Source organism: Clostridium sp. CM027 (assembly GCF_024730565.1).
Classification (GTDB): domain Bacteria; phylum Bacillota; class Clostridia; order Clostridiales; family Clostridiaceae; genus Clostridium_AD; species Clostridium_AD estertheticum_B.
On sequence record NZ_CP077725.1, the window covers coordinates 3,079,059 to 3,103,110 of the forward strand.

Annotated in this window: 25 protein-coding genes and 1 pseudogene; 18 read left to right on the forward strand and 8 right to left on the reverse strand. The window is 28.9% G+C overall.

Going from position 1 to position 24,052, the window contains the following annotated elements:
* The first annotated feature begins 194 nt into the window (after nucleotides 1–194).
* The 4 genes from KTC92_RS14630 to KTC92_RS14645 all read left to right on the forward strand — a co-directional run bounded on the left by KTC92_RS14630 (nucleotide 195) and on the right by KTC92_RS14645 (nucleotide 4,718).
* Nucleotides 195–1,445 (forward strand): hypothetical protein, encoded by a 1,251-nt coding sequence (locus KTC92_RS14630; protein WP_220286329.1) that lies wholly within the window; start codon nucleotides 195–197, stop codon nucleotides 1,443–1,445.
* Between the two features lie 358 nt (nucleotides 1,446–1,803).
* Nucleotides 1,804–2,571 carry an ABC transporter ATP-binding protein gene (locus KTC92_RS14635; RefSeq protein WP_220286330.1) on the forward strand — a complete coding sequence of 256 codons (768 nt, stop codon included), beginning with the start codon at nucleotides 1,804–1,806 and terminating at the stop codon, nucleotides 2,569–2,571.
* Nucleotides 2,558–4,561 carry an FtsX-like permease family protein gene (locus tag KTC92_RS14640; protein ID WP_220286331.1) on the forward strand — a complete coding sequence of 668 codons (2,004 nt, stop codon included), beginning with the start codon at nucleotides 2,558–2,560 and terminating at the stop codon, nucleotides 4,559–4,561. The genes KTC92_RS14635 and KTC92_RS14640 overlap by 14 nt, the downstream gene beginning before the upstream one ends.
* 13 nt (nucleotides 4,562–4,574) lie before the next feature.
* Nucleotides 4,575–4,718 (forward strand): hypothetical protein, encoded by a 144-nt coding sequence (locus KTC92_RS14645; protein ID WP_220286332.1) that lies wholly within the window; start codon nucleotides 4,575–4,577, stop codon nucleotides 4,716–4,718.
* A gap of 61 nt (nucleotides 4,719–4,779) precedes the next feature.
* On the opposite strand, the gene KTC92_RS14650 is transcribed toward KTC92_RS14645, so the two are convergent.
* Nucleotides 4,780–5,505: a LytTR family DNA-binding domain-containing protein gene (locus tag KTC92_RS14650; RefSeq protein WP_220286333.1), complete on the reverse strand. Its 726-nt coding sequence runs from the start codon at nucleotides 5,503–5,505 to the stop codon at nucleotides 4,780–4,782.
* Between the two features lie 259 nt (nucleotides 5,506–5,764).
* Here KTC92_RS14650 and KTC92_RS14655 point away from each other — a divergent pair, with 259 nt between their 5' ends.
* The 9 genes from KTC92_RS14655 to KTC92_RS14695 all read left to right on the forward strand — a co-directional run bounded on the left by KTC92_RS14655 (nucleotide 5,765) and on the right by KTC92_RS14695 (nucleotide 15,059).
* Nucleotides 5,765–5,914 (forward strand): cyclic lactone autoinducer peptide, encoded by a 150-nt coding sequence (locus tag KTC92_RS14655; RefSeq protein WP_220286334.1) that lies wholly within the window; start codon nucleotides 5,765–5,767, stop codon nucleotides 5,912–5,914.
* Nucleotide 5,915: 1 nt separating this feature from the next.
* On the forward strand, nucleotides 5,916–6,545 hold the full coding sequence (locus KTC92_RS14660; RefSeq protein WP_220286335.1) for an accessory gene regulator B family protein: 630 nt from the start codon (nucleotides 5,916–5,918) through the stop codon (nucleotides 6,543–6,545).
* Nucleotides 6,546–6,658: 113 nt separating this feature from the next.
* A complete protein-coding gene (locus tag KTC92_RS14665; protein ID WP_220286336.1) occupies nucleotides 6,659–7,954 on the forward strand; it encodes a sensor histidine kinase in 1,296 nt (431 codons plus the stop codon).
* 508 nt (nucleotides 7,955–8,462) lie between these two features.
* Nucleotides 8,463–8,645 carry a hypothetical protein gene (locus KTC92_RS14670; protein WP_220286337.1) on the forward strand — a complete coding sequence of 61 codons (183 nt, stop codon included), beginning with the start codon at nucleotides 8,463–8,465 and terminating at the stop codon, nucleotides 8,643–8,645.
* 99 nt (nucleotides 8,646–8,744) lie between these two features.
* Nucleotides 8,745–10,898 (forward strand): peptidase domain-containing ABC transporter, encoded by a 2,154-nt coding sequence (locus tag KTC92_RS14675; RefSeq protein WP_220286338.1) that lies wholly within the window; start codon nucleotides 8,745–8,747, stop codon nucleotides 10,896–10,898.
* A gap of 345 nt (nucleotides 10,899–11,243) precedes the next feature.
* A complete protein-coding gene (locus tag KTC92_RS14680) occupies nucleotides 11,244–11,855 on the forward strand; it encodes a hypothetical protein (protein WP_220286339.1) in 612 nt (203 codons plus the stop codon).
* 472 nt (nucleotides 11,856–12,327) lie between these two features.
* Nucleotides 12,328–12,798 (forward strand): hypothetical protein, encoded by a 471-nt coding sequence (locus KTC92_RS14685; protein WP_220286340.1) that lies wholly within the window; start codon nucleotides 12,328–12,330, stop codon nucleotides 12,796–12,798.
* A 484-nt stretch (nucleotides 12,799–13,282) separates the two neighbouring features.
* Nucleotides 13,283–14,626: an MATE family efflux transporter gene (locus tag KTC92_RS14690; protein ID WP_220286341.1), complete on the forward strand. Its 1,344-nt coding sequence runs from the start codon at nucleotides 13,283–13,285 to the stop codon at nucleotides 14,624–14,626.
* A complete protein-coding gene (locus KTC92_RS14695; RefSeq protein WP_216302441.1) occupies nucleotides 14,610–15,059 on the forward strand; it encodes a MarR family winged helix-turn-helix transcriptional regulator in 450 nt (149 codons plus the stop codon). The genes KTC92_RS14690 and KTC92_RS14695 overlap by 17 nt, the downstream gene beginning before the upstream one ends.
* A 384-nt stretch (nucleotides 15,060–15,443) precedes the next feature.
* Here the strand turns inward: KTC92_RS14695 and KTC92_RS14700 are convergent, their stop codons facing one another.
* Complete coding sequence (locus KTC92_RS14700; RefSeq protein ID WP_220286342.1) at nucleotides 15,444–16,013, reverse strand: hypothetical protein; 570 nt, start codon at nucleotides 16,011–16,013, stop codon at nucleotides 15,444–15,446.
* 334 nt (nucleotides 16,014–16,347) lie between these two features.
* On the opposite strand from KTC92_RS14700, the gene KTC92_RS14705 reads away from it, so the two are divergent.
* Nucleotides 16,348–16,527 (forward strand): hypothetical protein, encoded by a 180-nt coding sequence (locus KTC92_RS14705; RefSeq protein ID WP_220286343.1) that lies wholly within the window; start codon nucleotides 16,348–16,350, stop codon nucleotides 16,525–16,527.
* 362 nt (nucleotides 16,528–16,889) lie between these two features.
* Nucleotides 16,890–17,075, forward strand: coding sequence for a cysteine-rich CWC family protein (locus KTC92_RS14710; protein WP_165414431.1), 186 nt, complete (start codon nucleotides 16,890–16,892; stop codon nucleotides 17,073–17,075).
* 210 nt (nucleotides 17,076–17,285) lie between these two features.
* Here the strand turns inward: KTC92_RS14710 and lepB are convergent, their stop codons facing one another.
* The 4 genes from lepB to KTC92_RS14730 all read right to left on the reverse strand — a co-directional run bounded on the left by lepB (nucleotide 17,286) and on the right by KTC92_RS14730 (nucleotide 21,012).
* Entirely contained in the window at nucleotides 17,286–17,825 is a 540-nt protein-coding gene (lepB, locus tag KTC92_RS14715) for a signal peptidase I (RefSeq protein ID WP_216302449.1), read from the reverse strand.
* A 22-nt stretch (nucleotides 17,826–17,847) separates the two neighbouring features.
* Nucleotides 17,848–18,087, reverse strand: coding sequence for a hypothetical protein (locus tag KTC92_RS14720; protein WP_216302450.1), 240 nt, complete (start codon nucleotides 18,085–18,087; stop codon nucleotides 17,848–17,850).
* Nucleotides 18,071–18,622, reverse strand: coding sequence for an RNA polymerase sigma factor (locus tag KTC92_RS14725; protein ID WP_220286344.1), 552 nt, complete (start codon nucleotides 18,620–18,622; stop codon nucleotides 18,071–18,073). The genes KTC92_RS14720 and KTC92_RS14725 overlap by 17 nt, the downstream gene beginning before the upstream one ends.
* 161 nt (nucleotides 18,623–18,783) lie before the next feature.
* Nucleotides 18,784–21,012: a UvrD-helicase domain-containing protein gene (locus KTC92_RS14730; RefSeq protein ID WP_220286345.1), complete on the reverse strand. Its 2,229-nt coding sequence runs from the start codon at nucleotides 21,010–21,012 to the stop codon at nucleotides 18,784–18,786.
* Between the two features lie 379 nt (nucleotides 21,013–21,391).
* Here KTC92_RS14730 and KTC92_RS14735 point away from each other — a divergent pair, with 379 nt between their 5' ends.
* Nucleotides 21,392–21,703: a PadR family transcriptional regulator gene (locus KTC92_RS14735; RefSeq protein WP_216302453.1), complete on the forward strand. Its 312-nt coding sequence runs from the start codon at nucleotides 21,392–21,394 to the stop codon at nucleotides 21,701–21,703.
* Nucleotides 21,704–21,717: 14 nt separating this feature from the next.
* Nucleotides 21,718–22,341 (forward strand): DUF2812 domain-containing protein, encoded by a 624-nt coding sequence (locus KTC92_RS14740; RefSeq protein ID WP_220286346.1) that lies wholly within the window; start codon nucleotides 21,718–21,720, stop codon nucleotides 22,339–22,341.
* Nucleotides 22,342–22,454: 113 nt separating this feature from the next.
* On the opposite strand, the pseudogene KTC92_RS14745 reads toward KTC92_RS14740, so the two are convergent.
* Nucleotides 22,455–22,622, reverse strand: a pseudogene (locus tag KTC92_RS14745) (FMN-binding protein); the annotation flags it as partial.
* Nucleotides 22,623–22,676: 54 nt separating this feature from the next.
* Between KTC92_RS14745 and KTC92_RS14750 the strand changes: the two are divergent.
* Nucleotides 22,677–23,051 (forward strand): Rrf2 family transcriptional regulator, encoded by a 375-nt coding sequence (locus KTC92_RS14750; protein WP_220286347.1) that lies wholly within the window; start codon nucleotides 22,677–22,679, stop codon nucleotides 23,049–23,051.
* A 214-nt stretch (nucleotides 23,052–23,265) separates the two neighbouring features.
* Here KTC92_RS14750 and KTC92_RS14755 read toward each other — a convergent pair whose 3' ends face one another.
* Complete coding sequence (locus tag KTC92_RS14755) at nucleotides 23,266–23,901, reverse strand: MBL fold metallo-hydrolase (protein WP_216303912.1); 636 nt, start codon at nucleotides 23,899–23,901, stop codon at nucleotides 23,266–23,268.
* Between the last annotated feature and the right edge of the window lie 151 nt (nucleotides 23,902–24,052).

Sequence of the window (24,052 nt, forward strand, 5' to 3'; positions counted from 1 at the left end):
TTTTTATATTTATAATTTGATGTTATATCAATAAAAGTTAAAAAACAGGGCTTTTCTTATTAAAAATCAATCAATTATTATAAAATTAAAAAGTATATATGAATCTATTGTATGATTAACTATAAGATAAATAAAAATCATTAATATACCAGTAACCCAGGAGATGATTTGATTATAGGAAAGGAGATGATTAAATGAAAAAACGAATTAGTAATGATTTATTACTTAATACATTATTATTAAAGGACTTTATTAGCAATAACTGTAAGCTGGATTTGAAAGTATCAGTTACGAATAGTAAAGAGATTGTATCTAAAGTTGATAATAATATGTTTTATGAAGCAGGTAAATTACTTATGGTTTTTTTCATTGTAAATATTAATAATCTACAAAGAAAAAATATAAAATATGCTAAAGAAACCTTTTATATTATAAATTCACCAGTAAACAAGATAGCTGAAAATTATATGAAAAAACCAACATCTGAAAATATTATTGCTGATATAATATTAAAATCAACATATAATAAAGAAGTTTTACCTATAGAAGTTGTGAGTGTTACTAGAGAAAATTTGAATGAACTAAAAAAAGGCTTTGAGTTAGTTTATAAAACAATTATAAATGAAAAGATAAATTTAATAAATTTTCTGGAAAATTGTGAGCCCAAGAATATTCACTCAAATTTAATTAAAGATATAAAGCTTTTAAGTCCCCATGATCTAAAAGTACAACTTCAATTTATTGAATTAAAATATAGCAAGAATCTCATTGAAAATGAGTTATTAGGAAAAGTAATATGTTGTAAAGATAATTATGATGAGTTTATTAGTGCAAGTACTGAATTTTTAGATTTATTAATTGAAAATGCTACAATTGGATTTGGTGAAAATGGTTTAGAGTTAATGTGGATAGGGTATATTGATGAAAGATTAGAAGCTATTAAATATAAAAATATTTATATAGCAATATTCTTTGCATATATTGGGAAGGTAACAGCAAACAAATATTATTTTCAAGCAACTAAACAGTCAGTAAATTCCTTATTAACGTATGTAAATGATGATGAGGAAAAACAAATATATAATGATGAATATTATGAAATGTTAAAATTATTATATCTATTAAATGATTCTATGAAGTTAGATTATATAGAATTAGATAAAGTTATTCAAAAAAATACAAAATTATTTGCTTCAACGACATTTCAGAAGGAAGTCTCCCACTTCTATAAGTGGGGTTCACATGCTACAACAAAAATAAAACCTCAGTGGCAGTCTAAATATCCCTCTGAAGTCTTTGATTGCAGCATCGCAGATGATGATTTAATGGATTTAAAAGGTGGAATTAATTATAGCTCTAATAAAGATGAGATAATGTTAGAGTTTATTTTTAATAAGAGTCTGGACCTATTACATTCTGTAATATTGGAACCAGTTTCAATTTAGTATAGAAAATAAAGATTAATAAATGAGTTGTTGCAAATGGAATAAAACCATTCTGTAACAACTCCTTATTTTTTCTTGATATCGCAGCGACCAAGAAGATTATTTAACTTTTACAAAAAAACAAGCAGATGTTACAAATGATAGGTTACAAATAACATTTGTGAGGTGAATGAATAACGTTTTTACTTTTTTATAAAAATAGATGCTGACAAAGTTATACTAAATATATAGGAGCGGATTTATCACATTTGGTGATGAAACCTTACAAAATGGTAATGCTACGGTAAGGTTAATCGATAGTTGAAAAATAGAAAAATGATAAAGTAGTATAAGAGATAAAACAAGAGGAGTGATAAAGATGAATACAATTTTAAAAGTTCAAGATATCGAAAAAGTATATGGAAATAAAGGTAAAGTTACACATGCATTAAATGGTGTTTCTTTTGAAGTTAATAAAGGTGAATTTTTGGGGATAATGGGTTCTAGTGGAAGTGGGAAAAGCACATTACTTAACTGTATCTCTACCATCGATACTATTACATCAGGACATGTATATGTAGATGAAGAAGATATCACTCTTTTAAGTGGAAGTAAGCTTTCCAAATTTCGTCGTGAAAAATTGGGATTTATATTTCAAGATTATAATTTATTGGACACATTGACAGCATATGAGAATATATCATTAGCATTGTCCATTAATCATTGTCCTGTGAATAAAATGAAACAAGAAATAGATAATGTAGCTTTGGCTTTAAATATAGAGAAAGTACTTAATAAGTATCCTTATGAAATGTCTGGAGGACAGCAACAAAGAGTGGCAGCAGCTCGTGCTATGGTGGCTCATCCATCTTTACTTTTAGCAGATGAACCAACAGGAGCGCTTGACAGTAAATCTGCAAAAATGCTATTAAAAAGTTTGGAAGATTTAAATCGTAATCAAGAGGCCACAATCCTTATGGTAACTCATGATGCGTATAATGCAAGCTTTTGTAAAAGGATCATTTTTATTAAGGATGGAAAAATATTCAATGAGTTATATAAAGGCAGTCATGACCGAAAAACCTTCTTTAATAGCATCATGGAAGTTGTTTCTGTCTTAGGAGGTGAGGCTGATGATGTTTTTTAAACTTGTTTTTAAAAATGTACGTAGGAGTATTAAAGACTATGTGGTCTACTTTTTGACATTGGCCCTGGCGGTTAGTTTATTTTATGCATTTAATTCAGTAGCATCCCAACCAGGATTAAGCAAATTATCGTCTGTAATGAAAATGTTTAGCAATATTTTGACTCAATATATAGGACTTATATCAAAACTTATTGCTGTGATTCTTGCTTTTGTTGTACTATATGCAAATCAGTTTATTATGAAAAGAAGAAAGAAAGAAATGGGAATGTATATGACACTTGGCATGAACAAGTGGCGCATTTCATCTATCTTTGTGGGGGAAATTGTTTTGGTTGGTATATTTTCCTTAGTAATTGGATTAGGTATAGGGGTGATATTGTCTCAAGGACTTTCAATAATAGCATTAAAATTATTTGGAACTGACATGTCTTCATTTCAGTTGTCTATATCTGTTCCGGCTATAAAAGATACAATTATTAACTTTGCTATTATTTTTGTGGTTGTTATGATATTTAACACGCGTTCGATTTTTAAAGTAAAATTAATTGATTTATTGACAGCAGACAGAAAGAATCAAGAATTGCGAGTTCATAATAAATTGATTTCATTTTTATTATTTGTTACATCAGCAATTTGTATGATTTTAGGTGCATACATACTTTCAAGTACTGGACTTAACCAAACAACGCTGCCTAAAGTTATGGTACTTATAGGAGTTAGTATTCTATTATTTTATTATACCGCGTCTAGTGTAATGATTTCGTTTGTTCAAAAAAATAAACGTATGTACTTTCATGGATTGAATCCATTCTTATTTAGACAAATTGGTAGCAAGCTTCAGACAAATTATATTGTTATCACAGTTATTAGTGGATTGCTTTTGTGCTCGCTTGTAGTGCTTGGCACAGGGTTTAGCCTTATTGGTGAAATGAAGAATATAGCGAAGCGATCTACACCTTATGATGTTACCATTATGTTGCCTGTGAATAAGAGTAAAGTAACTCCGCTAGAGAAATCCAAAAAAGATGGAATTCATATGCAAGATAATTTGAAGGATTATTCTGAGAGCATTCTATATGTTGCGGGTTATACCTATGGAGATATGTTTACGGGGCAAGTCGTGAAATTAGCTACTGTTGATAAGGACTTGCCAAAATCTAAAGTTGCCTTTATGTCAGAGACGGACTTTAATAAACAAATGGTCCTTCAAAAGGAGAAGCCAATTAGATTATCTAAAAACCAATATCTTATAAATGCAACGTACAAGAACACAATGCCTTATGTAGATCATTTTTTAAAAAGCAATGGGAAGATTACAGTTTCTGGTCAAGAATTAACACCACAAAGAGCAGAACCTATAAAAAAGACATTTGCACTAATTGAACCCATAGGTGCAAATGATAAGGGAACAATTATTGTACCAGATGAAATTGCTACAAAGTTAATACCAGAATCATATTTATTAAACGGTATTTATAAGGCAGATGCGAATAGAAATCTATTGTACGAACAGATGAATAAAGTATGGAGTGATGAATATATTGATGGGAAAATTTACTTCATAACAAAAGATTTTATGGAGAATGCGTATTTTGGAACATATGGAGTTCTTGGATTTGTATGTACTTATGTCGGTCTTGTGCTTATTATAATTTGTTTGGCAGTACTGGCACTTCAACAATTAACTGAAACGCAAGATAACAAGGAACGATATCAAACATTAGCCAATATAGGTGCTGATGGGAAAATGATTCGCAGAACATTGTTTCTACAGATTGGAATTTACTTTATTGTGCCACTCATTATGTCAATGGTCTTATCCACGTTTATTACTAAATCAGTAATAGAGAAAGTGGAGTTAACTCTTCAAATGTCTATTGGAGCAAATATGTTGCCTAGTTTTGCAATTATTATCGCATTGTATATGGTGTACTTCATTGCAACTTACGAAAATGCAAAACAAATTATTATCGAACAAAAAATAAAATAAAGGAGAGGATAATATGGGAAATTTTTTATTAAATTTAGGAGTATCTGAAGGAATTATTCAAACTATTAAATGGTGGTCGCCAGTCATTGGAGGAACTGTAGTAATCATTGCTATAGTTATTGTTGTGAGGATTATCGAACGTAAGAAAAACAAATAAATATGTAGGTAAAATTATGGAAGAAATTAGAAGGCCAGAAAAGGCAAAGGCAGGAGATGATTTAACCTATTAGAGTCTTTATACCTCTAGTAGATATAAGACATTCTTCTCCGTTTATCATATATGCAATACGCTTTTTTCTATCTATTTCTTTAACGTTATCTTTATTAACTATAAAGGAATTATGACACCTACAAAATCGATCATCTAGTCTATCTTCTAATTCTTTCATTTTACTATAAAACTCTACTTGCCTATTTTTACAATATAAGATTACTTTATGTATAGTTGTAGATGTTTCAAAAAAGATGATTTCATTAAAATCAACATTAATGATCTTATCTTCAACTTTAATAGAAAATACTTTTTGAAGTTCACAGGATTTAGCTTTGTATTTATCGTGAGCATTTTTCATACATTCACTTATTCTTTGTTGTATATTAGTATAATTATCTTTTATAATATAGTCCATAGCTTCAACTTTATATAAAAAGGTTAAATAACTCATTTCAGCATGGGTAGTTATAAAAACTATAAATCCTCGAGGATCATATTCTCTTATCTTTTCAGCTAATGTAATTCCATTAAGATCAGAATGTAAATCAACGTCTAAAAAATATAAACCTGAAATACTCTTATCCGCTATTGTATTTAGTATTTCATATGGGTCATGAGTACTTAACTTAAGTTCCATATCATAATTTTCAATTAACACAATGTCTTTTACAATATTTTCTAGCTTGTCTTTTTGAACTATATTATCTTCACAAATAAAAATTTTTAGCATGGTTTGTCCCCTTTTGTCATTATATTTAGCAAATATTGCTTATAAACAAATTTTTGCTTTATTAAAATATTTTAACATAAATAACCTATTTATGTTCAATTTTTATAAAAAAACAAGCAAGTTTTACTTATGTTATGATTAAAATTGCATTTATTAGGTTAATAAATGTAATTTATACTTTTTTTGTAACATGCATACATAAAAGGTTATACTAAATATATAGGATACGAATTCAACTTATGAAAGGTGGCTTTTCATTATGAAAACTTCAGAGAAAAACAGTATTTTTTTAAAAAAGTTAGCTAAAAGTCTTATAAGCATAGGAGAGATTCATGCAAATCAAATGTGTATGGGGTTTTCTCTTTATGAGCCTAAGATACCTACTAATTTATTGAAAAGTAATAAATAAAATGAGAACAAAAAGTAAACTACATTTTGATTTTTATGAATTTATAACAACTAAATTATTAAATTACTTTAAAAACAATTTAAATTTAAAGTCATCTGAAATTGAAAAACTATACTTAGGAATTATAATTATATTAATAAATATAGGTAAGCTGTTAATTATAGCTATAGTAGCATTTTTTATAGGGATGATAAAAGAAGTACTTATATTATTTATTATGTTTGCAGCATTAAGATTAACAGCAGCTGGTATACATTTGAAAAGTAGTTTAGGATGTACTAGTGTAAGCTTAATCACTTTTATTGGCAGTGCTTATATAACTGTAAACTATCCTTTAAGTATTTCTTTAACATGTATAGTAAGTATTATTTGTACAGTACTCTTATATAAATATTCTCCAGCAGATACAGAAAATCGTCCTATATTAAAAAAAGAACATAGAAAAAAACTTAAAATTAAGGCAACAGTAACAGCTTTAGTTTTTATATTTATAAATCTATTATTATTAAATAAGGCTTTATTTAATTTAACAATGTTCGCGTTACTCCTTCAAAGTTTAAGTATCTTACCTTGTACATATAAATTACTGAAAAGTAATTATAATAATTATGAAAAATATGAACTTATTTAGTTGAAACACTCATAATAGGGGGGGTATTCCTACATTATGAGTGTTTTTTTTATTTATTGTAATTTATGTCTGTTTTATACTATAATAAAACTAGTGCGAGTGGGGGGATAATAATGGGATTCTTTTTTAAGTTACTATTGATAATTATTTTAATGTTAATTGCCTTTAGAAACATTAGTCCATATAAATTTAATATTAAAGAATATATTATTATGGGGTTAACTATAGGATTTATTTATGTACCATTATTCCTATTTGATCCTAGACTAGCTTCTATAGCTCAATATTTTACACCTGTAATTTTTCTTTATAAAAAAAACAACAACATAATAAGGAGTTTTATACTGCAAATATTAGTACTATTAGTAATATTCCTAATAGATAATTTTACTGGACTCATATTTTTAAAAATATTTGGACGAATTTTTTTGTCATCTACTTTAGGGTATTATATTACTTTTTCAGTTATATCATCAATAGTATATTTTTTCAGTAAATTTGTGGGTGAATTACTAATGCGACATAATAATTTCATATTTGAAAATGGTAAGTCTAAATATCTTATTTTAATTGATATAATGATAGTACTTACATTTGGTTTTTTTTATGTGATTGTTAATTGGATTGATTTTTCTGATGATGTTTATATATCAGAACTACACGGAATTGTAATTGCAGTATATGGGATTATCATGATGATTATATGTATTTCTCTATTTGTTATATCAAAGAAAGAAGAAAAATTCAAATATAAACAAATTCAGTTAGATAACCTGGAGCAGTACACTAATAACTTAGAAAATCTATATATGGATATGCGTAAATTTAGACATGACTATATAAATATAATTTCATCTATGGCAGCGTTTATTGAAGAAAGGGATATTGAAGGTTTGGAAGAACATTTTAATAAGAATATATATCCCTTAAATAATAAAATGAATAAAAATAATTATAAACTTGGTCTGTTAAAAAACATAAAATTACCTCAAATTAAAGGGTTAATATCAGGGAAGGTAATTCATGCTCAGGAATTGGGAATTGATATCATAATTGATATAGTAGAACCTATAACAATTATTAAGATGGATATAATAGATTTGAGTAGATGCTTAGGAATAATTTTGGATAATGCTATTGAATCAGCCTTAGAAAGTGAAAAGAAAGTAATTGATGTTGCATTAATAAACAAAATCAGTTCTGTAATCCTAGTTGTAGCAAATACCTTTAAAGGCGATATCCCTGCTTTATCTAAACTATTTAAAGAAGGATTCTCTACCAAAGGCGAAAATAGGGGACTCGGACTAAGTAATTGTAAAGATATGATAGGTAAATATAAAAATATTTCATTAGATACATCAATATCTGATGTACAATTCATTCAAGAAATTACTGTAAGTAATAAATAACTGAAACTGCCACACCTAAAGTGAGTGGACTTTTTGTATAAATTCATTGTAACATCAATGGAACCAATCCTTACTGCTATGCAGTGGGGATTGTTTTTTTTCTTATTCATATCATTGTTATATATAAAAGCGTTGAATTTTATTTACATTAAATAATCTCCTGCGGAGCTGCACATTAACGACTTCAGAAGGAGATTTATACTCCCACTGAAGCTTTCTATTTGTTAGGGCAAGTAACTCCTACTTATAGTAGGTACTCCCACTTATAGAAGTAGGAGACTTTCCTTCTGAAATGTCGTTAAAAATTTACTTTATAAGCTTAAAAAAGTAGTGCTTATTTAAATATAATTAACGCTAAATTTAAATTTAAATTTAGCGTTAATTATATTTAAAACGTTGAAACTTACAAAATTGTAAATTTAATCAACTTAAATGTTATATTTATTGCAAGAAGTGAGAGACTTCCTTCTGAAATGTCGTTAAAATAATCAATAAAAGGAGAATAATTATGTTTAGATTAAATTTTTTTAAAAAATCTAGAAAAATAAATACTGTTACAGAAAAAGATGTGTTAATTGAATTGGATGATAATGAAATGAGTGCAGTTAAGGCAGTTGGTAATTCAATAGAATCAGCGAAATGGTTCTTAGGAGATGATCTGAATTATTTAACCAATAAAAAAATGTATTAAATCATCTCCTGTGGAGCTGAAGAATTAACTTGTGGAATATTAAATAAGTTCTTATCTTAGATATAGAGTATTATTTTATAAGTTAGGAGGAAAATTGATGTGAATATTAAACATAAAAAGAAAGTGCCCTATATTGAGCAAATGCAACAAACCGAATGCGGCGTATGTTGTACCGCAATGCTTTTAAGATATTATAAAAGTAATGAGTCTTTATCTGATTTGAGAAAGCATCTTGAGGCTGGAAGAGATGGTCTTAAAATTTCCCAAATAAAAGATTATTTTAGAAATAGAGGATTTGAAACTCATATTTATAAAGCAAGTATAAGCAATTTAAGTAAACTCCCTATTCCTGCTATAATATTTTGGAATAATGAACACTTTGTTGTTTTGGAGAAAATTACTGAATCTTATTTTATAATAGTGGATCCAGCTTTGGGAAGAAGGAAAATTGATACATTAAATTTTAAAAAAGAATACTCTAATATAATTTTAAGTATAAATCCTACTGAAGTATTTGCGCCTAAATTAGAGAAAAAGAAAATATGGAAGCCGATATTAAAAAATTTAGCCGAAAATAAAGTGTTGTTTTTTAAAGTAATTATGTTTTCTCTAGTAACCTATTTTATAAATATATCAATTCCTATAATGGTTCAATATCTTATAGATGAAATTACACTCAAAAATAATCCGGAATTATTACATAAATATATTTTAATGTTTTTAGGAATAATTGCTGTATATGGAGTGGTTACTTTAATACGTGGAAATAATCTTATAGATTTACAAATAAAATTTGATAGATATTTAAACAAAACTACTATAAAAAAGATGTTTAAGTTACCATATAAATATTTTGAAGTTAGATCTAAGGGTGATTTATTATTTAGGTTAAATAGCTTACATGTAATTAGAGATATTATGTCAGAGCAAGTACTTCAAGGAATATTAAATATAGGAACAATTGCATTTATATTAGTATATATGTCTCAAAAGTCAATACAACTTACTTTAGTTTCAATAGGGTTATTTCTAGTAACAAGTATTTTGCTTTTTTGTATTAGACCTATTATAATGCAAGCAAATCAATATGAAATAGTTGAAAGTACAAAGCTTCAATCAGTACAAGTAGAAGCAGTTTATTCTATTTTAGGAATAAAAACTACTGGTATTGAAGATTACGTATATAAAAATTGGAATGACAAATATGAAAAATCAGTAGAAAAATACAGTTATAGAGATAGAGTATTAAATATATATAACACAGTAAATTCTTTAACTCAAACTATAAATCCTTTTATTATATTGATCTTTGGTATATATGGATATTTAAACGGAAATTTAAGTCTAGGTGGAGTTATTGCATTTTATTCATTATCTACTACATTCTTTGTATCAGGCGTATCTTTATTTCAATCATGGAATAACTTTCTTTTAGCTACATCTTATTTAGAGAGAATAAGTGATATTACAGATGCTGATATAGAATATAATCCAGAAAATCCAAAGAAATTAGATATTGAAGGATCCATAAAATTAGATAGTATTTCCTTTTCTTATACCACTGGATCGGATCCTGTAATAGAAGATTTAAGTCTTGATATAAAGAGTGGACAAAAGGTTGCAATTGTAGGTGCTTCTGGTTCTGGTAAAAGTACATTAAGCAAAATTCTTTTAGGTCTTTATGAGCCTTCAAAGGGTGATATATATTATGATGGTATAAATTTTAAAGATTTAAATAAACAAGAAATAAGAAGACAATTAGGTATTGTTCCACAGGATATATCTTTATTTAATAAATCTATATATGAAAATATAAAGATGAATAGAGAAAATATAACTATGGATGATGTAAAGCATGCAGCTAAAATAGCTCAAATATCAGATGAAATAGGAGCTATGCCTATGGGATACCTTACATTAGTATCTGATATGGGACTTAATCTTTCAGGTGGTCAAAGACAAAGAATAGCATTAGCTAGAGCAATTTTAAGCAATCCAAAAGTTATAATTTTAGATGAAGCGACTAGTGCTTTAGACTCTATAAATGAAATAAAAGTATCTAATTATTTTAGAGATATTGGTTGTACACGTATAGTAATAGCTCATCGATTATCAACTATTATTGATTCTGATGTTATATATGTTATGGATAAGGGAAGAATCGTTGAATCAGGTAATCATAAAGAATTAATACGTTTAAATGGGTCATATGCCAGTTTATACAGAGCTAAAGAAGAAAAATTAGTGGTTTAACGCTCTAATAAGATAAAGATTATTTTTTAATCTTTATCTTATTAGAGCTTTGAGAAGGTTAGTTTTATATCAAGAAATTTAATTTTGGCTCTTAGAAAAGTGTTAGGATGAATCCATAAGGGTATAAGGTCAGTATGTTTAAAAAGCAAATGAAAGGGACTCAAATTGATTAATAAAGTTTCTAAATAGCATTCACAGGAGTGCAGGTGATATTAAATAAATGTTTTGTGTTGAACTAGTATAATAGAATATAATCTTTTATGTCACATATTAAGAAGTACTAGGGTTACGGTGCTTCTTTATATTTGTAAGCGTATATATGGAAAATGATAAATATTCTGGAATTTGAATAAAAATATTTTATATCAAAGTATAGAAAAAATTTGTGTTGAACATGATATTGATGTTTTAATTTTATGTGAGTATGAGAAAATTGATGTTGATTATATGATAAGAAGATTAAAAGAAAATGATTTAAATTATAAAGTAGGAAATAATTTGGATATTGGGAGAATTATTATTTTGCATAAAGTTGGATATAACCTAAAAAGTATTAAGGATGATAAATATTATTCTGATTGTAAGATAAATGAAAATGGGATAGATATATTATTGTTTGGAGTTCATTTGCCAAGTAAACTATATAGCAAGGGACAAGATCAGTATTCTGTTGCAGTTAAGTGCAACAGAGAAATTGAAAAGAAAGAAGAAGAATTTGGAATAAATAATGCTATTGTCATAGGAGATTTTAATATGAATCCGTTTGAGGATGGGATGGTATCAGCTGATGGATTTCATGGAGTTATGAGTCAAGAGGTGGCGTTAAAAGGTAATAGAACAGTTTATGGAGAAAAGGAAAAGCTTTTTTATAATTCAATGTGGCATTATATGGGTAATGTAGTTGCTAATGTAATGGGTACATATTATTATAATAACAGTGGAGTAATATCATATTAGAGCGGAAAATGATTACCCAATAGGTATAGAGTGTAATTATTTAAAAGATAAAAAATCAATGATGACATCTTGAAATTGGATTATGAATGTAATAATAAAGAAGAATTTATTGAAGCTTTAAGAAATGTGCTTCAATCAGAAGAATCAAAAAAAATAGTTAGAACATTGTATCATAAAAGTTGCATATAGCAGCGTGAGTATTATATAGAAAATGATGAGGCATTAAAGATTGAAAACATAATTGAAGATACAAAAAACAAACAGCTGGTTGAGGTGATATAGTCACTTTGATCAGCATTTTTAATGGCTAACTTTGGCAGAAAAAGGGGTTTATATCAAGAAATTTAAATCCATAAGGGTATAAGGTCATTATGTTTAAAAAGCAAATGAAAGGGACTCAAATTGATTAATAAAGAATTTCCAAATAGCATTCACAGGAGTGTAGGTTATATTAGAGAAGAAAGGAGAAAACATGGTTAAAACATATATCCCAACATTGATTTTAATGTCTTCTATGCTAGTCATTACTACATTATTACTTATTAAGCAAAGAAAATTAATCATACCATCAAAGAATAGTAAATCCTTTAGGATTGTAGTGATTCTTATGGGTGCAATAGTAGGAAGTTTAATGATTTATAAAAGGCAAAAGTCCATTGATATGTTACTTGGATTAGGCTTATTTATCGAATCTTATCTTATTTCAAAATTAAAACAAGGTATTTATGAGAATGGATTTTGGGCATATGGCAATGCTTGTATGGCATGGAGTCAATTGAAAAAAGTAGAGATTTACAATAAAACACATGAAGTGCAAATTCTATATTACAATAATGTTGGCTCCAACGAGTTAGCTTTTAAAAAGAAAAGTCTTAGTGCGATTTTGCATATTCTAAGAGAACATTTAGATGTTGAAATAATTAAGGTTATTAATAAAATATAAAGCTAAGGAGCATTATATTAGGTAAATTAATTATAAGTTAAGACATATCATTGGATGTGGGTTTTAATATATTAAATGTATATTGATATTCTGAATGTAACATAAGTGTAATTGAGTTATTAAGATGTTTCAAAAATAACTGTATACATATTTATATTTGAAACGTCATAATAACAGGACCACTAACGGTGCATATATTCTAAGACATGGGAATGATAATATGTTTACAATTTCACCTACCCCTAAAATATGTTTTATAATGGTATGGTATAAATAAATTATTGGGTACAAATAACTAGTTAATTTAGGAGTGATATTTAATTTACTAGACCTGATGATTTTAGGAGTAAGAAAAGTAGTAAGAAAGAAAAAATGAACATTATGATATATCAGTTTTATTAAAAATGACCACGTGACAAAAAAGAAAAGGCATGTTAAAATAATATTAGTCCGAAAACGGACTAATACTATTTGAGGTGAACACATGGAGCAAAAAGCAATTGAAAAACAGTTTTTTAAATTTGTAATCCCGTCCATGCTGACTATGTTGCTGAACGGTCTTTATACCATCGTAGACGGATTATTTGTCGGTCACGCAGTTGGTGATATAGGTCTTGCGGGGATTGGTCTTGTTTGGCCAATTACTGCTTTACTGCTTGCATTGGGTATGGGAATTGGAGTAGGCGGCTCTGTCCTTATGTCCACTTACAGGGGGGCGAATGACAACCAAAGGGCTAATGAGGCAAGAGCGAATACTTTTTTTGCGTTACTTGCTGTAAGTGTAGTCGTTACTGCTTTTCTCGTAATTTTTAGTCCCACCCTTGTCAGAGCTATTGGAGCAACCGGAAAGATTTATGACGCCGCGATTTCATATATCCGTATCATTGCCATCGGTGGCAGTATGCAAATCATAGCTTCCGGTTTAATACCACTTATACGAAACAGCCACAAAACCGTGCAGGCAATGATTATTATGGGAGGTGGCTTAATTGTAAATATCGTATTGGACGCCTGCTTTACCATGGTGATCCCTATGGGACTTGCGGGAGCTGCCCTTGCAACGGTTTTGGCTCAAGCAATTACAGTTGTTTGCAGTATCATTTGCTTGTGGAAGCAAAAAGAAAACAAAATCGAGCGTTCTCAATTTAAATTGAACAAAAAGATGATTGGACGAATGATGCAAATAGGCATTTCGCCCTTTGGATTATCACTCATGCCCTCGCTCATTACCATATTTAATAACTGGCAGTGCCTTGCCTATGGCGGAGATTTAGCAGTTTCAGCGTATGCGGTTATCAACTACTTAATTGCTTCAGTCCTTTTGTTATTAGAGGGAATCGGAGAAGGCATGCAACCACTAATCAGCTATTGCAATGGATCGAAAAACTACAAAGCTATGAAAAAGATACGTAACAAAGGGTTTTTAGCGGTTGTCACATTCAGTGGTTTGTTTCTCTTGTTTTCAATCCCAGCACGAACACTGCTACCACAATTTTTTGCCACATCGGAAGAAACTGCAAGAATCATTGATTCGGCACTGCCAATCATCTGCGTTGCTTTTCCGATGATGGGCATTGGAAAGCTGTTTAGTTCCTATTTTTATGCCTGCGAAGAAACACTCTTCTCCACCTTGCTTGTTTACTTAGACCCTATTCTTTTCACACCATTGTGCGTTTTTACATTACCACATATTTGGGGGATTAAAGGGGTATGGATGGCACTTCCGGGGGCGCAGCTATTAACCATGATCCTATTGACTATTTTACTTATTGCCCATACAATGAAATTTAGAAGCAGGGAGGCGATTTTGTATGAGCAACGAAATTAAAGATCAGGTAAAAAGTTATTATGATTATTGGTTCGGGATCAGTGCATTCTATGAAAAATGGGCGAAGTCACACGGGCTTACATCAAATGCGCTTTTTGCGCTTTATACCATCCGTGAGTATCCAAATCAATGCACACAGCGGTTTATTTGCGAAAAGCTCCTGTTTCCCAAGCAAACAGTGAGTACCATTTTGGAAACCTTTGAGAAAAAAGGATATATCCGAAAAAAAGTCGCAGATGAGGATAAGCGAAACAAGTATATCCTGCTCACGGATGAAGGACGACAATATGCTGATGAGATTCTTTCGCACTTGTTTCATTTTGAGGAACGTGCATTACTAAAGATGGATTCTAATGAAAGAACAGCCATGATTAAAAACAGCCATGCTTTCTTAAAACAATTATTACAAGCGTTAGAAGTGGATTCAGAATAAAATGAGAAAAAAACATGTAAGATGTTACTCATTTCTTCTACCGAACAAAATCTGAATAGTTCGAAACAAATATGATCAGAATGTACCAAACCAGAAGAACGACCTACTAGTAGAATTGCTTATAAGAATTGAGAGTATTATTAACCAATATTTTTCAATTTGGTGCTTAAATGATTTGATCCAAATGTTAAAATAGCAATACTAAACCAAATGCGAGTAATTCTAATATTGATCCCGAATTGTTGAAGGGCGTTATTAACTTTCCGGGATCCATAACACTTTAGATTTCATTATTTTTTTTACCCCTTTATAAACCCAATAAACTGCTATTATACCTATAATATAGCGAATATTTATGGAGAAGACTATTATAGGGCTTAATTTCTATGATAATAATAAAAGTATTATCAAACCCATAGCACTACATCCAAATATAAAATTAGCAAGATTAGAATAATGTTTTTTTGAAAGTTCAAAAGCATTTTTACCTATATAATTTATCGATATAGAAAATATTGCAACTGCAATTAAACCGTTTAATAACATAGATAATGTGTAGTCATAAGTAACATTAAAATCAGGACTTACTTTTGCCAACTTAGGCAAGTATAAGAAAATAAAATCTACAGTGAAAATCATACAAAATCCTTCAATTGTAAGTCCTAAATACTTTTTAATTGTTTTTAGAACATGGGTTTTAGGATTTACAGCAGATATTATATTATCAGCGAATTTTTTATAATCCTCACCCAACATGCTTTTTACAGTATTACCTTCCTCTTGCCAATCTAAAAACATTCTCAATATATCACTAATAATTTCTTCTTGTTCTTCGTCACTTAAAGTACTTACCCTCAAATAACAAACTATATCTGTAAATATTCTATCATTTTCTTCTGTTAGACTCTTGCTCAACTTGAGGTTTTCTTTGATATCACTCTCTACATTACTCATATTTTTCCTCCTCATAATTTTTAAATATATTATATTTCACTTTGATGCTATTACACATCTATAAATGGTAAAATATACATGTTTTATGGTGATTGTGGTATAATTAAATAAATTATTTGTGCCAAATTTGTAGGAACGAATGAAGTTTGAGAAACTGGGTTTCTTATTTGAAGGACGATTATTGATGCAAATTTATAAATTGTGTATAATTTGTTCTTAAAAATAAATGATTATGTCAACATAGCAAAACATGATAAATTAATGTATTTTATATAGTTCATAGGAGTATGAGAACTTCTTGAATCATAACATATAAATAAGAGGGGATGAGTTTATGGGATTAATTACTTTAGATAAGGTTGAAAGGCTTGAAAAAAAATTAGATGATATTGAAAAACATTTAGTCAGACTAGAGGTAAAGATTGACAATGTAAGTGAAGAAAATAGTTCAATTAAAAGCATTGGAACAAACATAGTTGAAATGAAAAATCAAATATGGAAATTAAAAATATAAATACATTGTAATTCAAATTAGATTGTAATTGAATCAAGGTAGAAATTTAAGCTAATGTATAAGTGAAAGCTATGGATTTAAAATAGATGGAAGGTTAAGAGAACATTATTGGATTAATGAAAGTAAGTATGATCAATGTGTTTATTCTATTTTAAAATCTGAATTGTAATATATTATGGTGAATTTATAACCTAAACAATAATATATTTAGCAATTGCATTAGATAGCTCTTCATATGTATTATATTTGTACAAGTAGTAGTGTAGACAGATATTTATTAAAGTATAGTATCATGTAAAATAATGTTATTATATTTATAATAGCATTTTTAAAATGTAAAAAAAGATGAAGGAGTGATAATAGTGAGAGTAGAAGGATTAGAGAGGATATGTCCACTTTGTGGACAAGACAATAATTGTCAACATGGTCAAGGTGGATGTTGGTGTGATACAGTTAAAGTTCCTAAGTACATTTTAGATTTGATTCCTAATGATAAAAAGGGTAAAGCTTGTGTATGTAAGTCTTGTTTAGAAAAACACCAGAAATAAATGAAATTAGTGAATATATTAAACAGCGTTAATTTTAAATTTAGTTCACATTCTTCTTATATATCTTCGAAAGTACCCCCATGTCGTTAGATGTTGGGGTTAACATATTAAGTGTATATTAATAAACTGAAAGTAACACAATATCAATTGTGTTACTTTCAGTTTGGTCAAAATGTTTGTATAGTAATACTAAAACAAATGTCAATAATTCTAATGATTAAGAGCATCATCTCCAATTACAAATTTTCCTAATCTCTTAAATGGATATATAATAAACTGTGCTTTTCCTTTTATATCTTTACCATCTATGTACGGATTTTCCCATCTTCGGGCATCAAATGAATTAGCTCTATTATCTCCAAAAAACAAATATTTGTTTTCTGGAATTTTAAATTTTTTATCTAAATCCTCCATATATACTACATATGGCTCTTCAATTTTGCTTCCATTAATAAAAACTTGCCCCTTATTTTTTATAATAACTTCATCTCCTGGAAGTCCTATAAGTCTTTTTATTAATGGTATTTTTAATTCCTCAGAATCAAAAACTATTAAATCACCTCTTTTTAGGTTATCTTTATTATAAACTCTTGTAACGGTAATTTTATCGCCTATCTTTATAGTCGGATACATTGATTCCGAGGGAACTGTAATATTAAAAAATAGGAATTTATATATTAGAATTGCCAAGATTATTGCTACAAGTATGGGGAATAACCACTCTTTGATAAAATATTTTAAAAATTTCAATTATTTAACCTCCTCGTGAAAATTAAAATGCGATAGTTGGACTGAAAATAGTCATAAAAATACATATTAAAATCCATACCTGAATCAACAACTTCAAAAATTTTTCTGCAACCCAAGAAAGACAAGATAAACACCAACAACTGCGTTGATTTGAATTATAAAAAAGTTTTTGATATATTCTTTGTTTCGTTCCATCTGGAGGTTCAACTTCTACATCTATGAATTTAAACATTTCTTTTAAGAGTTTATCTTCTTTTATCATATAATTCATCTCCTGATATTTTGAGAAATTCTTTTTTAAAACTATTTTTTGATCTTTGTAATATGCCATCGATAGACTTTGGAGATTTGCATAAACAATTTGCAATTTCATTTACACTATGATCATCCATATATTTGAGAATAAGGACATACTTATAAATAGGTTTCAAATTATTTAAGGTTTCTAGAATTATTTTTCTAGTTTCCAAATTTATAATCATAAATTCAATATCTTGGTTATCCTTTACATAATCGAGTTCTTCTGCGTAAGCAAAATCTTCTTTTCTAATGTTAGTTCTATAATAATTTAATATTTTATTTTTTGCTATTCCACATAGCCAAGTTTTATGGGAACTTGTACCTTTATAGTTAATGAGTCCTTTCATTGCACTGATAAAGGTCTCCTGAACTATGTCTTCGGTGGCTTCTTTGTTTGCTGCTAATCTTAAAAATACAAAAGAATAGACAGAATTAAAATTTGTTTCATATATTTTCTTGAAATTTTCTTTATTCATATTTAAAATATTTTTTATCATCTATTTCCACCTAACCATCTGTAGTACTAAAGTATAATTACTCTTAATTTACCATATTTTCAAAGGCTTTCATATCTTTAGTAACACAACAAGAAGAAATCCCCTGAAAAAATTTAAAATATAATAAAAAATATTAAGATTTCTTCAGAATGATTTATACATTAAATAAACTCACTTTTTTCTCCTGTATAATAAATAGCAAGCTGATGTAGTGCTCTCGTACAGGCTACATATAAAAGATTCCTATCAAACTCACTGTTATAATTGTCCTTTGAAACATTGAACACAAGTACTACATCAAATTCTAGACCTTTTGATATATAAGAAGGAATAGCAAGGGTACCCTTTATACTGTCAGTACTTTCTGTATTTAACAATTTAATGTTAGTTAAATTGGATAGCTTTTTTTGAACCAATAGGGTTTCTTTCTCCGTTTTGCAAATAACTGCAATAGACTCATAACCACGACTTTCATAGTTATGAATATCTTGGATTATAGTCTCATAAAGCAACTCTTCATTGTCTTTAAATATAATTTGCGGCTCCGATGCATGTCTCTCAAAGGGAACAAACTCCTGTTTGCTATTTAATATTTTCTGAGTAAATTCATTAATCTCGATAGAAGACCTAAAACTTTTATTCATAGAAAGCTTTATGCTCTTTTTCTTGTGTAGAATTTTCTCTATATCATCATATATAGATTTATCACCACGTTTTTCGAGAGTTTGGTTAAAGTCACCGAGTACTGTAAACTTAGCGCTAGGTAGCAGAAGATTAAAGACTTCGTATTGAAGTGGATAATAATCTTGGGCTTCATCAATAACAACCTGCCGTATATCTGAAAACGCGCGACTACCGTTAAGCCTTAGTTTGATATATAAAAGGGGAGCACAGTCCTCGTAATTAATATAGCCTTTATGGAGACTTTCTATGGTTTCTGATACCATTTGGTTAATGTTTTTTGGTAATTCTAACCCTTGCGAAAGTTTTAAAAGAAGTCCGGATTTATTAAATAGTAATTTATACAAATCCGAATAATCAACCTCAGTAAATTTATGAATATGATTCATTAATACTTTAGCTTCTTTAATTGCCATTAATCTGCTAAAAGATTTTAGTTCTAATTCATGTCCTATGCCGTTTTGAACAATCCCCTGAATTTTTTCAAGTCTTGCTTTTCTTAAAGGATGAATTTTGCTAAGCATCATACTTTCAATTCTTTTAAGTTTTTTTGATATTGGCATATTCATTTTACCGTTTAAGAAAAGATTATTTAGCTGCTGTTTTGTTTCAATAATTTTTCCATCATAATATAAGTCTTCAAAATGCGCTAATTTATGCTCATAATAATGTATTAATCTATCCAAAATAGTTACAAATGTTTTCGAACCTTTAAATTTAGTGTTCTCCATTTTTATATTTAAATTTTGTTGATTATCATTAATAATCAAAGTTTCAAGTTGCTGCTTTCTACTTTCAAATATAAATCTATTATCTAAAAAATCAACTACAATATCGTCAAAAGTAGTTTCCTCTACGTTTTCCTCGCCTAGTTCTGGTAGAACTCCAGAAATATATTTACTGAAAACAGAACTAGGAGAAATTATAATAATATTATTGGAATATAGCTTTGATCCCATACCAACATAAAGCAAATATGCAATTCTATGTAGTGCTATAGATGTTTTACCGCTTCCAGCTACGCCTTGTACAATCAAAAGCTCATTTTCAGTATCTCTAATAATTACATCTTGTTCCTTTTGAATGGTTTCAACAATATTTTTCATATTTGAAGAAGAATTGTGACTTAACACTTCTTGTAGGATATCATCATTAATTGTTATGCTACTATCAAAAAAATACTTAAGCTCAGAATTCTCAATTTTAAACTGCCTCTTCATAAAAATATCACCCGAAATTATTCCAAAGGGCGCATTATATGATCCTTTACCAAGTTCACACTGATAAAACATACTTGAAATAGGGGAGCGCCAATCGTATATTAAAATTGAACTTGTATCATTATCTATTAAATTATAAAGACCGATATAAATCTGATCTGTATCATTATAAGCATCTTCCTTAAAATCAAACCTTCCAAAATAAGGTGAGTTTAAAATCCGTGTATATTTTTTTATTCGTTCCACCGATTTTTCATAATTATAATTTTGACTATCAACTTCAGAGAGTTGTTGGAGCATTTCTGGAATCCTATCAAGATCATTTGAAGAGTGAACAGATTCTTGCCACATATCTCTTCTTGAAGCAATAAGATCTCTTTTTCTAAAATTTATCTCATATTCGTCTTTACCTAATTCTTTTTCGAGGAAGTTAACTGTACTTTCAAGATATACAAGTTCCTCTTGTTTATTTAGCTCATAATCATTCATTTTCTCACGCTCCCATGTTTTTATAAAAATCATTGACATTCACGTTCATTATGTGATATAATAAGATGAAATATATAGTGGGTTTATTATCATATAATCATATCCACATTTAATTATAGCTAAAAATCCTGTTTAAGTAAAGCTTATGCGTGGTTTTTTTTATTTTAGTACAGTTTTTAATATTAAACCTGTAAAAGAAATTAATAATAACAATTTAATAACAGAGATATAGAGGGCAATTAGATGCCTTCTTTTTTTATTACTATACTAACCATATAAACTTTTTGTTATATGGTTTTTTAGTATTGACATATACAGTCAAGCTGTATATCATATAACTATATAGTTAGACTTTATAACGAAGGAGTTAGAGAATTAAATGAAAAAAAATAAAAATTTACCACTTACAGAAACAGTTTATTACATTCTTTTATCTCTACTTGAACCAGCACATGGATATTTAATTATGCAAAAAGCTGAAGAATTAAGCGACGGGAATGTAAGAATAGCGGCAGGGACTTTATACGGAGCCATTGAAAATTTGCTGAAATTAAAGTTTATTCAACCTGTTGAAAGTGATGACAACAGGCGTAAAGTTTATCTTATCACAGACGAAGGAAAGAAAGTATTACTTCTTGATTTTGAAAGAATGAAACATATGATTGAGATTACTCAAAATAATTTGAAATAGAGAGAGGTGTCAATATGAAAAAAATTAGGTGCTATGTCAGCTTCGATAAAGAAGAAAAATGGTTAAATGAAATGGCAAACCGAGGTTGGGAATTGGATGAAAAACATACAAAATATGAATTTCGTAAAACTTCACCTAACAATACTATTATAAAAATAGATTATCGCAATTTTAAGTCAAAGGACGATTTTCAAAATTATATTATCCTTTTTAAGGACTGCGGGTGGGAACATATTGCGGGTACAAAAACATCTGGAAAACAATACTTCAAAAAAATAGATGAAAGTGCTGGTGATGATATTTTTTCTGATCTCTCTTCTAAAGCAGAGAGATACAAGAAATTATCAAATATGTGGCTATCATTGGTAGTATCTTATATTCCAATATCGATAGTGTTCGTTATGACAAAAACTATTGATATTGCTGCAGTATTGAATCCGAAATTATTGTACTATACGCCTGGATTATGGCAAAGGACAGGAGCGTCCTTTTGGGGGTCATTCTTATTTGAAACACCTTTCGCAATGATGAGGGGGTATTTTTGGTTGATTTTTCCTTGTTTAATTATTCTATATACTATTTTCGCAGTAAAGGCACAAATGTATTATAAAAAAACAAATCTTAAAAATCGAATATAAGAATGATTGGGGAATATGATAAGTAGGGTATAATTATCATAAGTTGTGATAGATTGTAATCTATCACGACTTATCTATTCAAGGAATTAAAATTAGTTAAGAAAATACAAAATTTAAAGCGTTTGCTTTGCTGATGTAACTGTTATCTCTAACACCCTATTTAAAAAAGAGAACTTTTCTTTCATCATATCAAAATCTGAACCTAACTCAAGGTATTTTGCAGTACCTTCAATCGCGAAGCCTGTTACTTGGTAATCTTTATAACCCAGGACGTCTTTACTAATAATGAAGTATCATATGTGAAGATTATCTTGTTATTTAGGAGGTAGAGCGTATTGCAATTTTCAATAGGAGTAGAGTATGCATTGCATTGTTTATTATATATGGTAGATATTCCATCAGGAAAGGCTGTTGGAATTAAAGATTTAGCGGCATTTCAAGGAGTTTCAGAAAGTTATTTATCAAAAGTATATACAAAATTAAGGAAATCAGGGATTGTGAAGTCAATTCCAGGTGTTAATGGGGGATATGAGTTAGCACGTATTCCAGAAAGCATAACCTTTTGGAATATAGTTGAAGCAGAAGACCAGATGAGACAGTTTTTGAATAATAAGACTTTAGGGTGGCTACATGAACAAGTTAGTAATAAGATCCTTGAAGAGCATGGAAAAGCAACGATTGAATGGTTCAATAATAGTAAATCACGATAAATTAAGATGCTTAAGATATTTGGTAATTAATGTAGACTTTAAAAAATCATTGAGACCACTTATCTTAGTTTGTTTGAATTCTGGAAAGTATAAAAGAGAATAAGTTGACTAGCTCACAGCGCCCATGGATATCTGATTTGTTGTTGGGTGTAGTAAGGAAAAAGCAACATAACTCATTTAGAGTTATGTTGCTTTACATAAATACTTCTTTCTGTTAGAACTTAAGACATTGACCGTGACCTACAGCCGCAAACTTTGGATTTAATTCGGATAAAGCCTGCTGAACCTTTGCTCTTTGTTCTGTGCTTGGTATCTGCTCTAATGTGATATTATCTACTTCTTTCTGCCAGTTTCCATATATTACTTCACCATTAAATTTTCCCATACCGAATATTAAATCACCGCTGAAGAATATTCCACGCTTGTTCTCCATAAGAAGAAGACCTTCCCATAGATGCATTTCTGAAGGGTAACTAATGAATTGAAGTTCATAGTCACTGCTAATCAATTTCTCACCAGGATTTTTAATTATTGCTTCATCTGTAATCCCGAATCCAATTAGCTGCCTTGCTGTGATTCTTGAACAAATTGTCTTTGCCTCAGGAAAATTCTTTAACAGTAAAGATAAGCCACCGCATTCGTCTGATTCAAAATGTGAAACAAAAACATATTTTAATTTTTTGTCGCCTAGAATTTCTTTTAATTGTGGTATTAGGGTTTCTGCTTGTTCTATGCTACCAGTATGAACTAAAATTGGTTCATCGGTTAACAAAATATATTGATGAAATGAAAGGTTAATAGGCGAAACATAACTGCTGAATTGGTATAAATCACTATAAATCATAGACATAGTATTATCTCCTTTTATGTATTTAAATTGGTATATCCTGAATAGGTTAAATCATCTCCTGCGGAGCTGAAATGTCGTTAAAAATAATTAATAGAGCAATTCTTTGGACTCTCTGATGTAAGCCATAGTCTACGCCAAGCAATAATAAAAG

Coding starts and splice junctions, on each gene's coding strand:
- KTC92_RS14630 (WP_220286329.1), top strand. CDS start 195: ATGAAAAAACGAATTAGTAATGATTTATTACTTAATACATTATTATTA.
- KTC92_RS14635 (WP_220286330.1), top strand. CDS start 1,804: ATGAATACAATTTTAAAAGTTCAAGATATCGAAAAAGTATATGGAAAT.
- KTC92_RS14640 (WP_220286331.1), top strand. CDS start 2,558: ATGATGTTTTTTAAACTTGTTTTTAAAAATGTACGTAGGAGTATTAAA.
- KTC92_RS14645 (WP_220286332.1), top strand. CDS start 4,575: ATGGGAAATTTTTTATTAAATTTAGGAGTATCTGAAGGAATTATTCAA.
- KTC92_RS14650 (WP_220286333.1), bottom strand. CDS start 5,505: ATGCTAAAAATTTTTATTTGTGAAGATAATATAGTTCAAAAAGACAAG.
- KTC92_RS14655 (WP_220286334.1), top strand. CDS start 5,765: ATGAAAACTTCAGAGAAAAACAGTATTTTTTTAAAAAAGTTAGCTAAA.
- KTC92_RS14660 (WP_220286335.1), top strand. CDS start 5,916: ATGAGAACAAAAAGTAAACTACATTTTGATTTTTATGAATTTATAACA.
- KTC92_RS14665 (WP_220286336.1), top strand. CDS start 6,659: ATGGGATTCTTTTTTAAGTTACTATTGATAATTATTTTAATGTTAATT.
- KTC92_RS14670 (WP_220286337.1), top strand. CDS start 8,463: ATGTTTAGATTAAATTTTTTTAAAAAATCTAGAAAAATAAATACTGTT.
- KTC92_RS14685 (WP_220286340.1), top strand. CDS start 12,328: ATGGTTAAAACATATATCCCAACATTGATTTTAATGTCTTCTATGCTA.
- KTC92_RS14690 (WP_220286341.1), top strand. CDS start 13,283: ATGGAGCAAAAAGCAATTGAAAAACAGTTTTTTAAATTTGTAATCCCG.
- KTC92_RS14695 (WP_216302441.1), top strand. CDS start 14,610: ATGAGCAACGAAATTAAAGATCAGGTAAAAAGTTATTATGATTATTGG.
- KTC92_RS14700 (WP_220286342.1), bottom strand. CDS start 16,013: ATGAGTAATGTAGAGAGTGATATCAAAGAAAACCTCAAGTTGAGCAAG.
- KTC92_RS14705 (WP_220286343.1), top strand. CDS start 16,348: ATGGGATTAATTACTTTAGATAAGGTTGAAAGGCTTGAAAAAAAATTA.
- KTC92_RS14720 (WP_216302450.1), bottom strand. CDS start 18,087: ATGATAAAAGAAGATAAACTCTTAAAAGAAATGTTTAAATTCATAGAT.
- KTC92_RS14725 (WP_220286344.1), bottom strand. CDS start 18,622: ATGATAAAAAATATTTTAAATATGAATAAAGAAAATTTCAAGAAAATA.
- KTC92_RS14730 (WP_220286345.1), bottom strand. CDS start 21,012: ATGAATGATTATGAGCTAAATAAACAAGAGGAACTTGTATATCTTGAA.
- KTC92_RS14735 (WP_216302453.1), top strand. CDS start 21,392: ATGAAAAAAAATAAAAATTTACCACTTACAGAAACAGTTTATTACATT.
- KTC92_RS14740 (WP_220286346.1), top strand. CDS start 21,718: ATGAAAAAAATTAGGTGCTATGTCAGCTTCGATAAAGAAGAAAAATGG.
- KTC92_RS14755 (WP_216303912.1), bottom strand. CDS start 23,901: ATGTCTATGATTTATAGTGATTTATACCAATTCAGCAGTTATGTTTCG.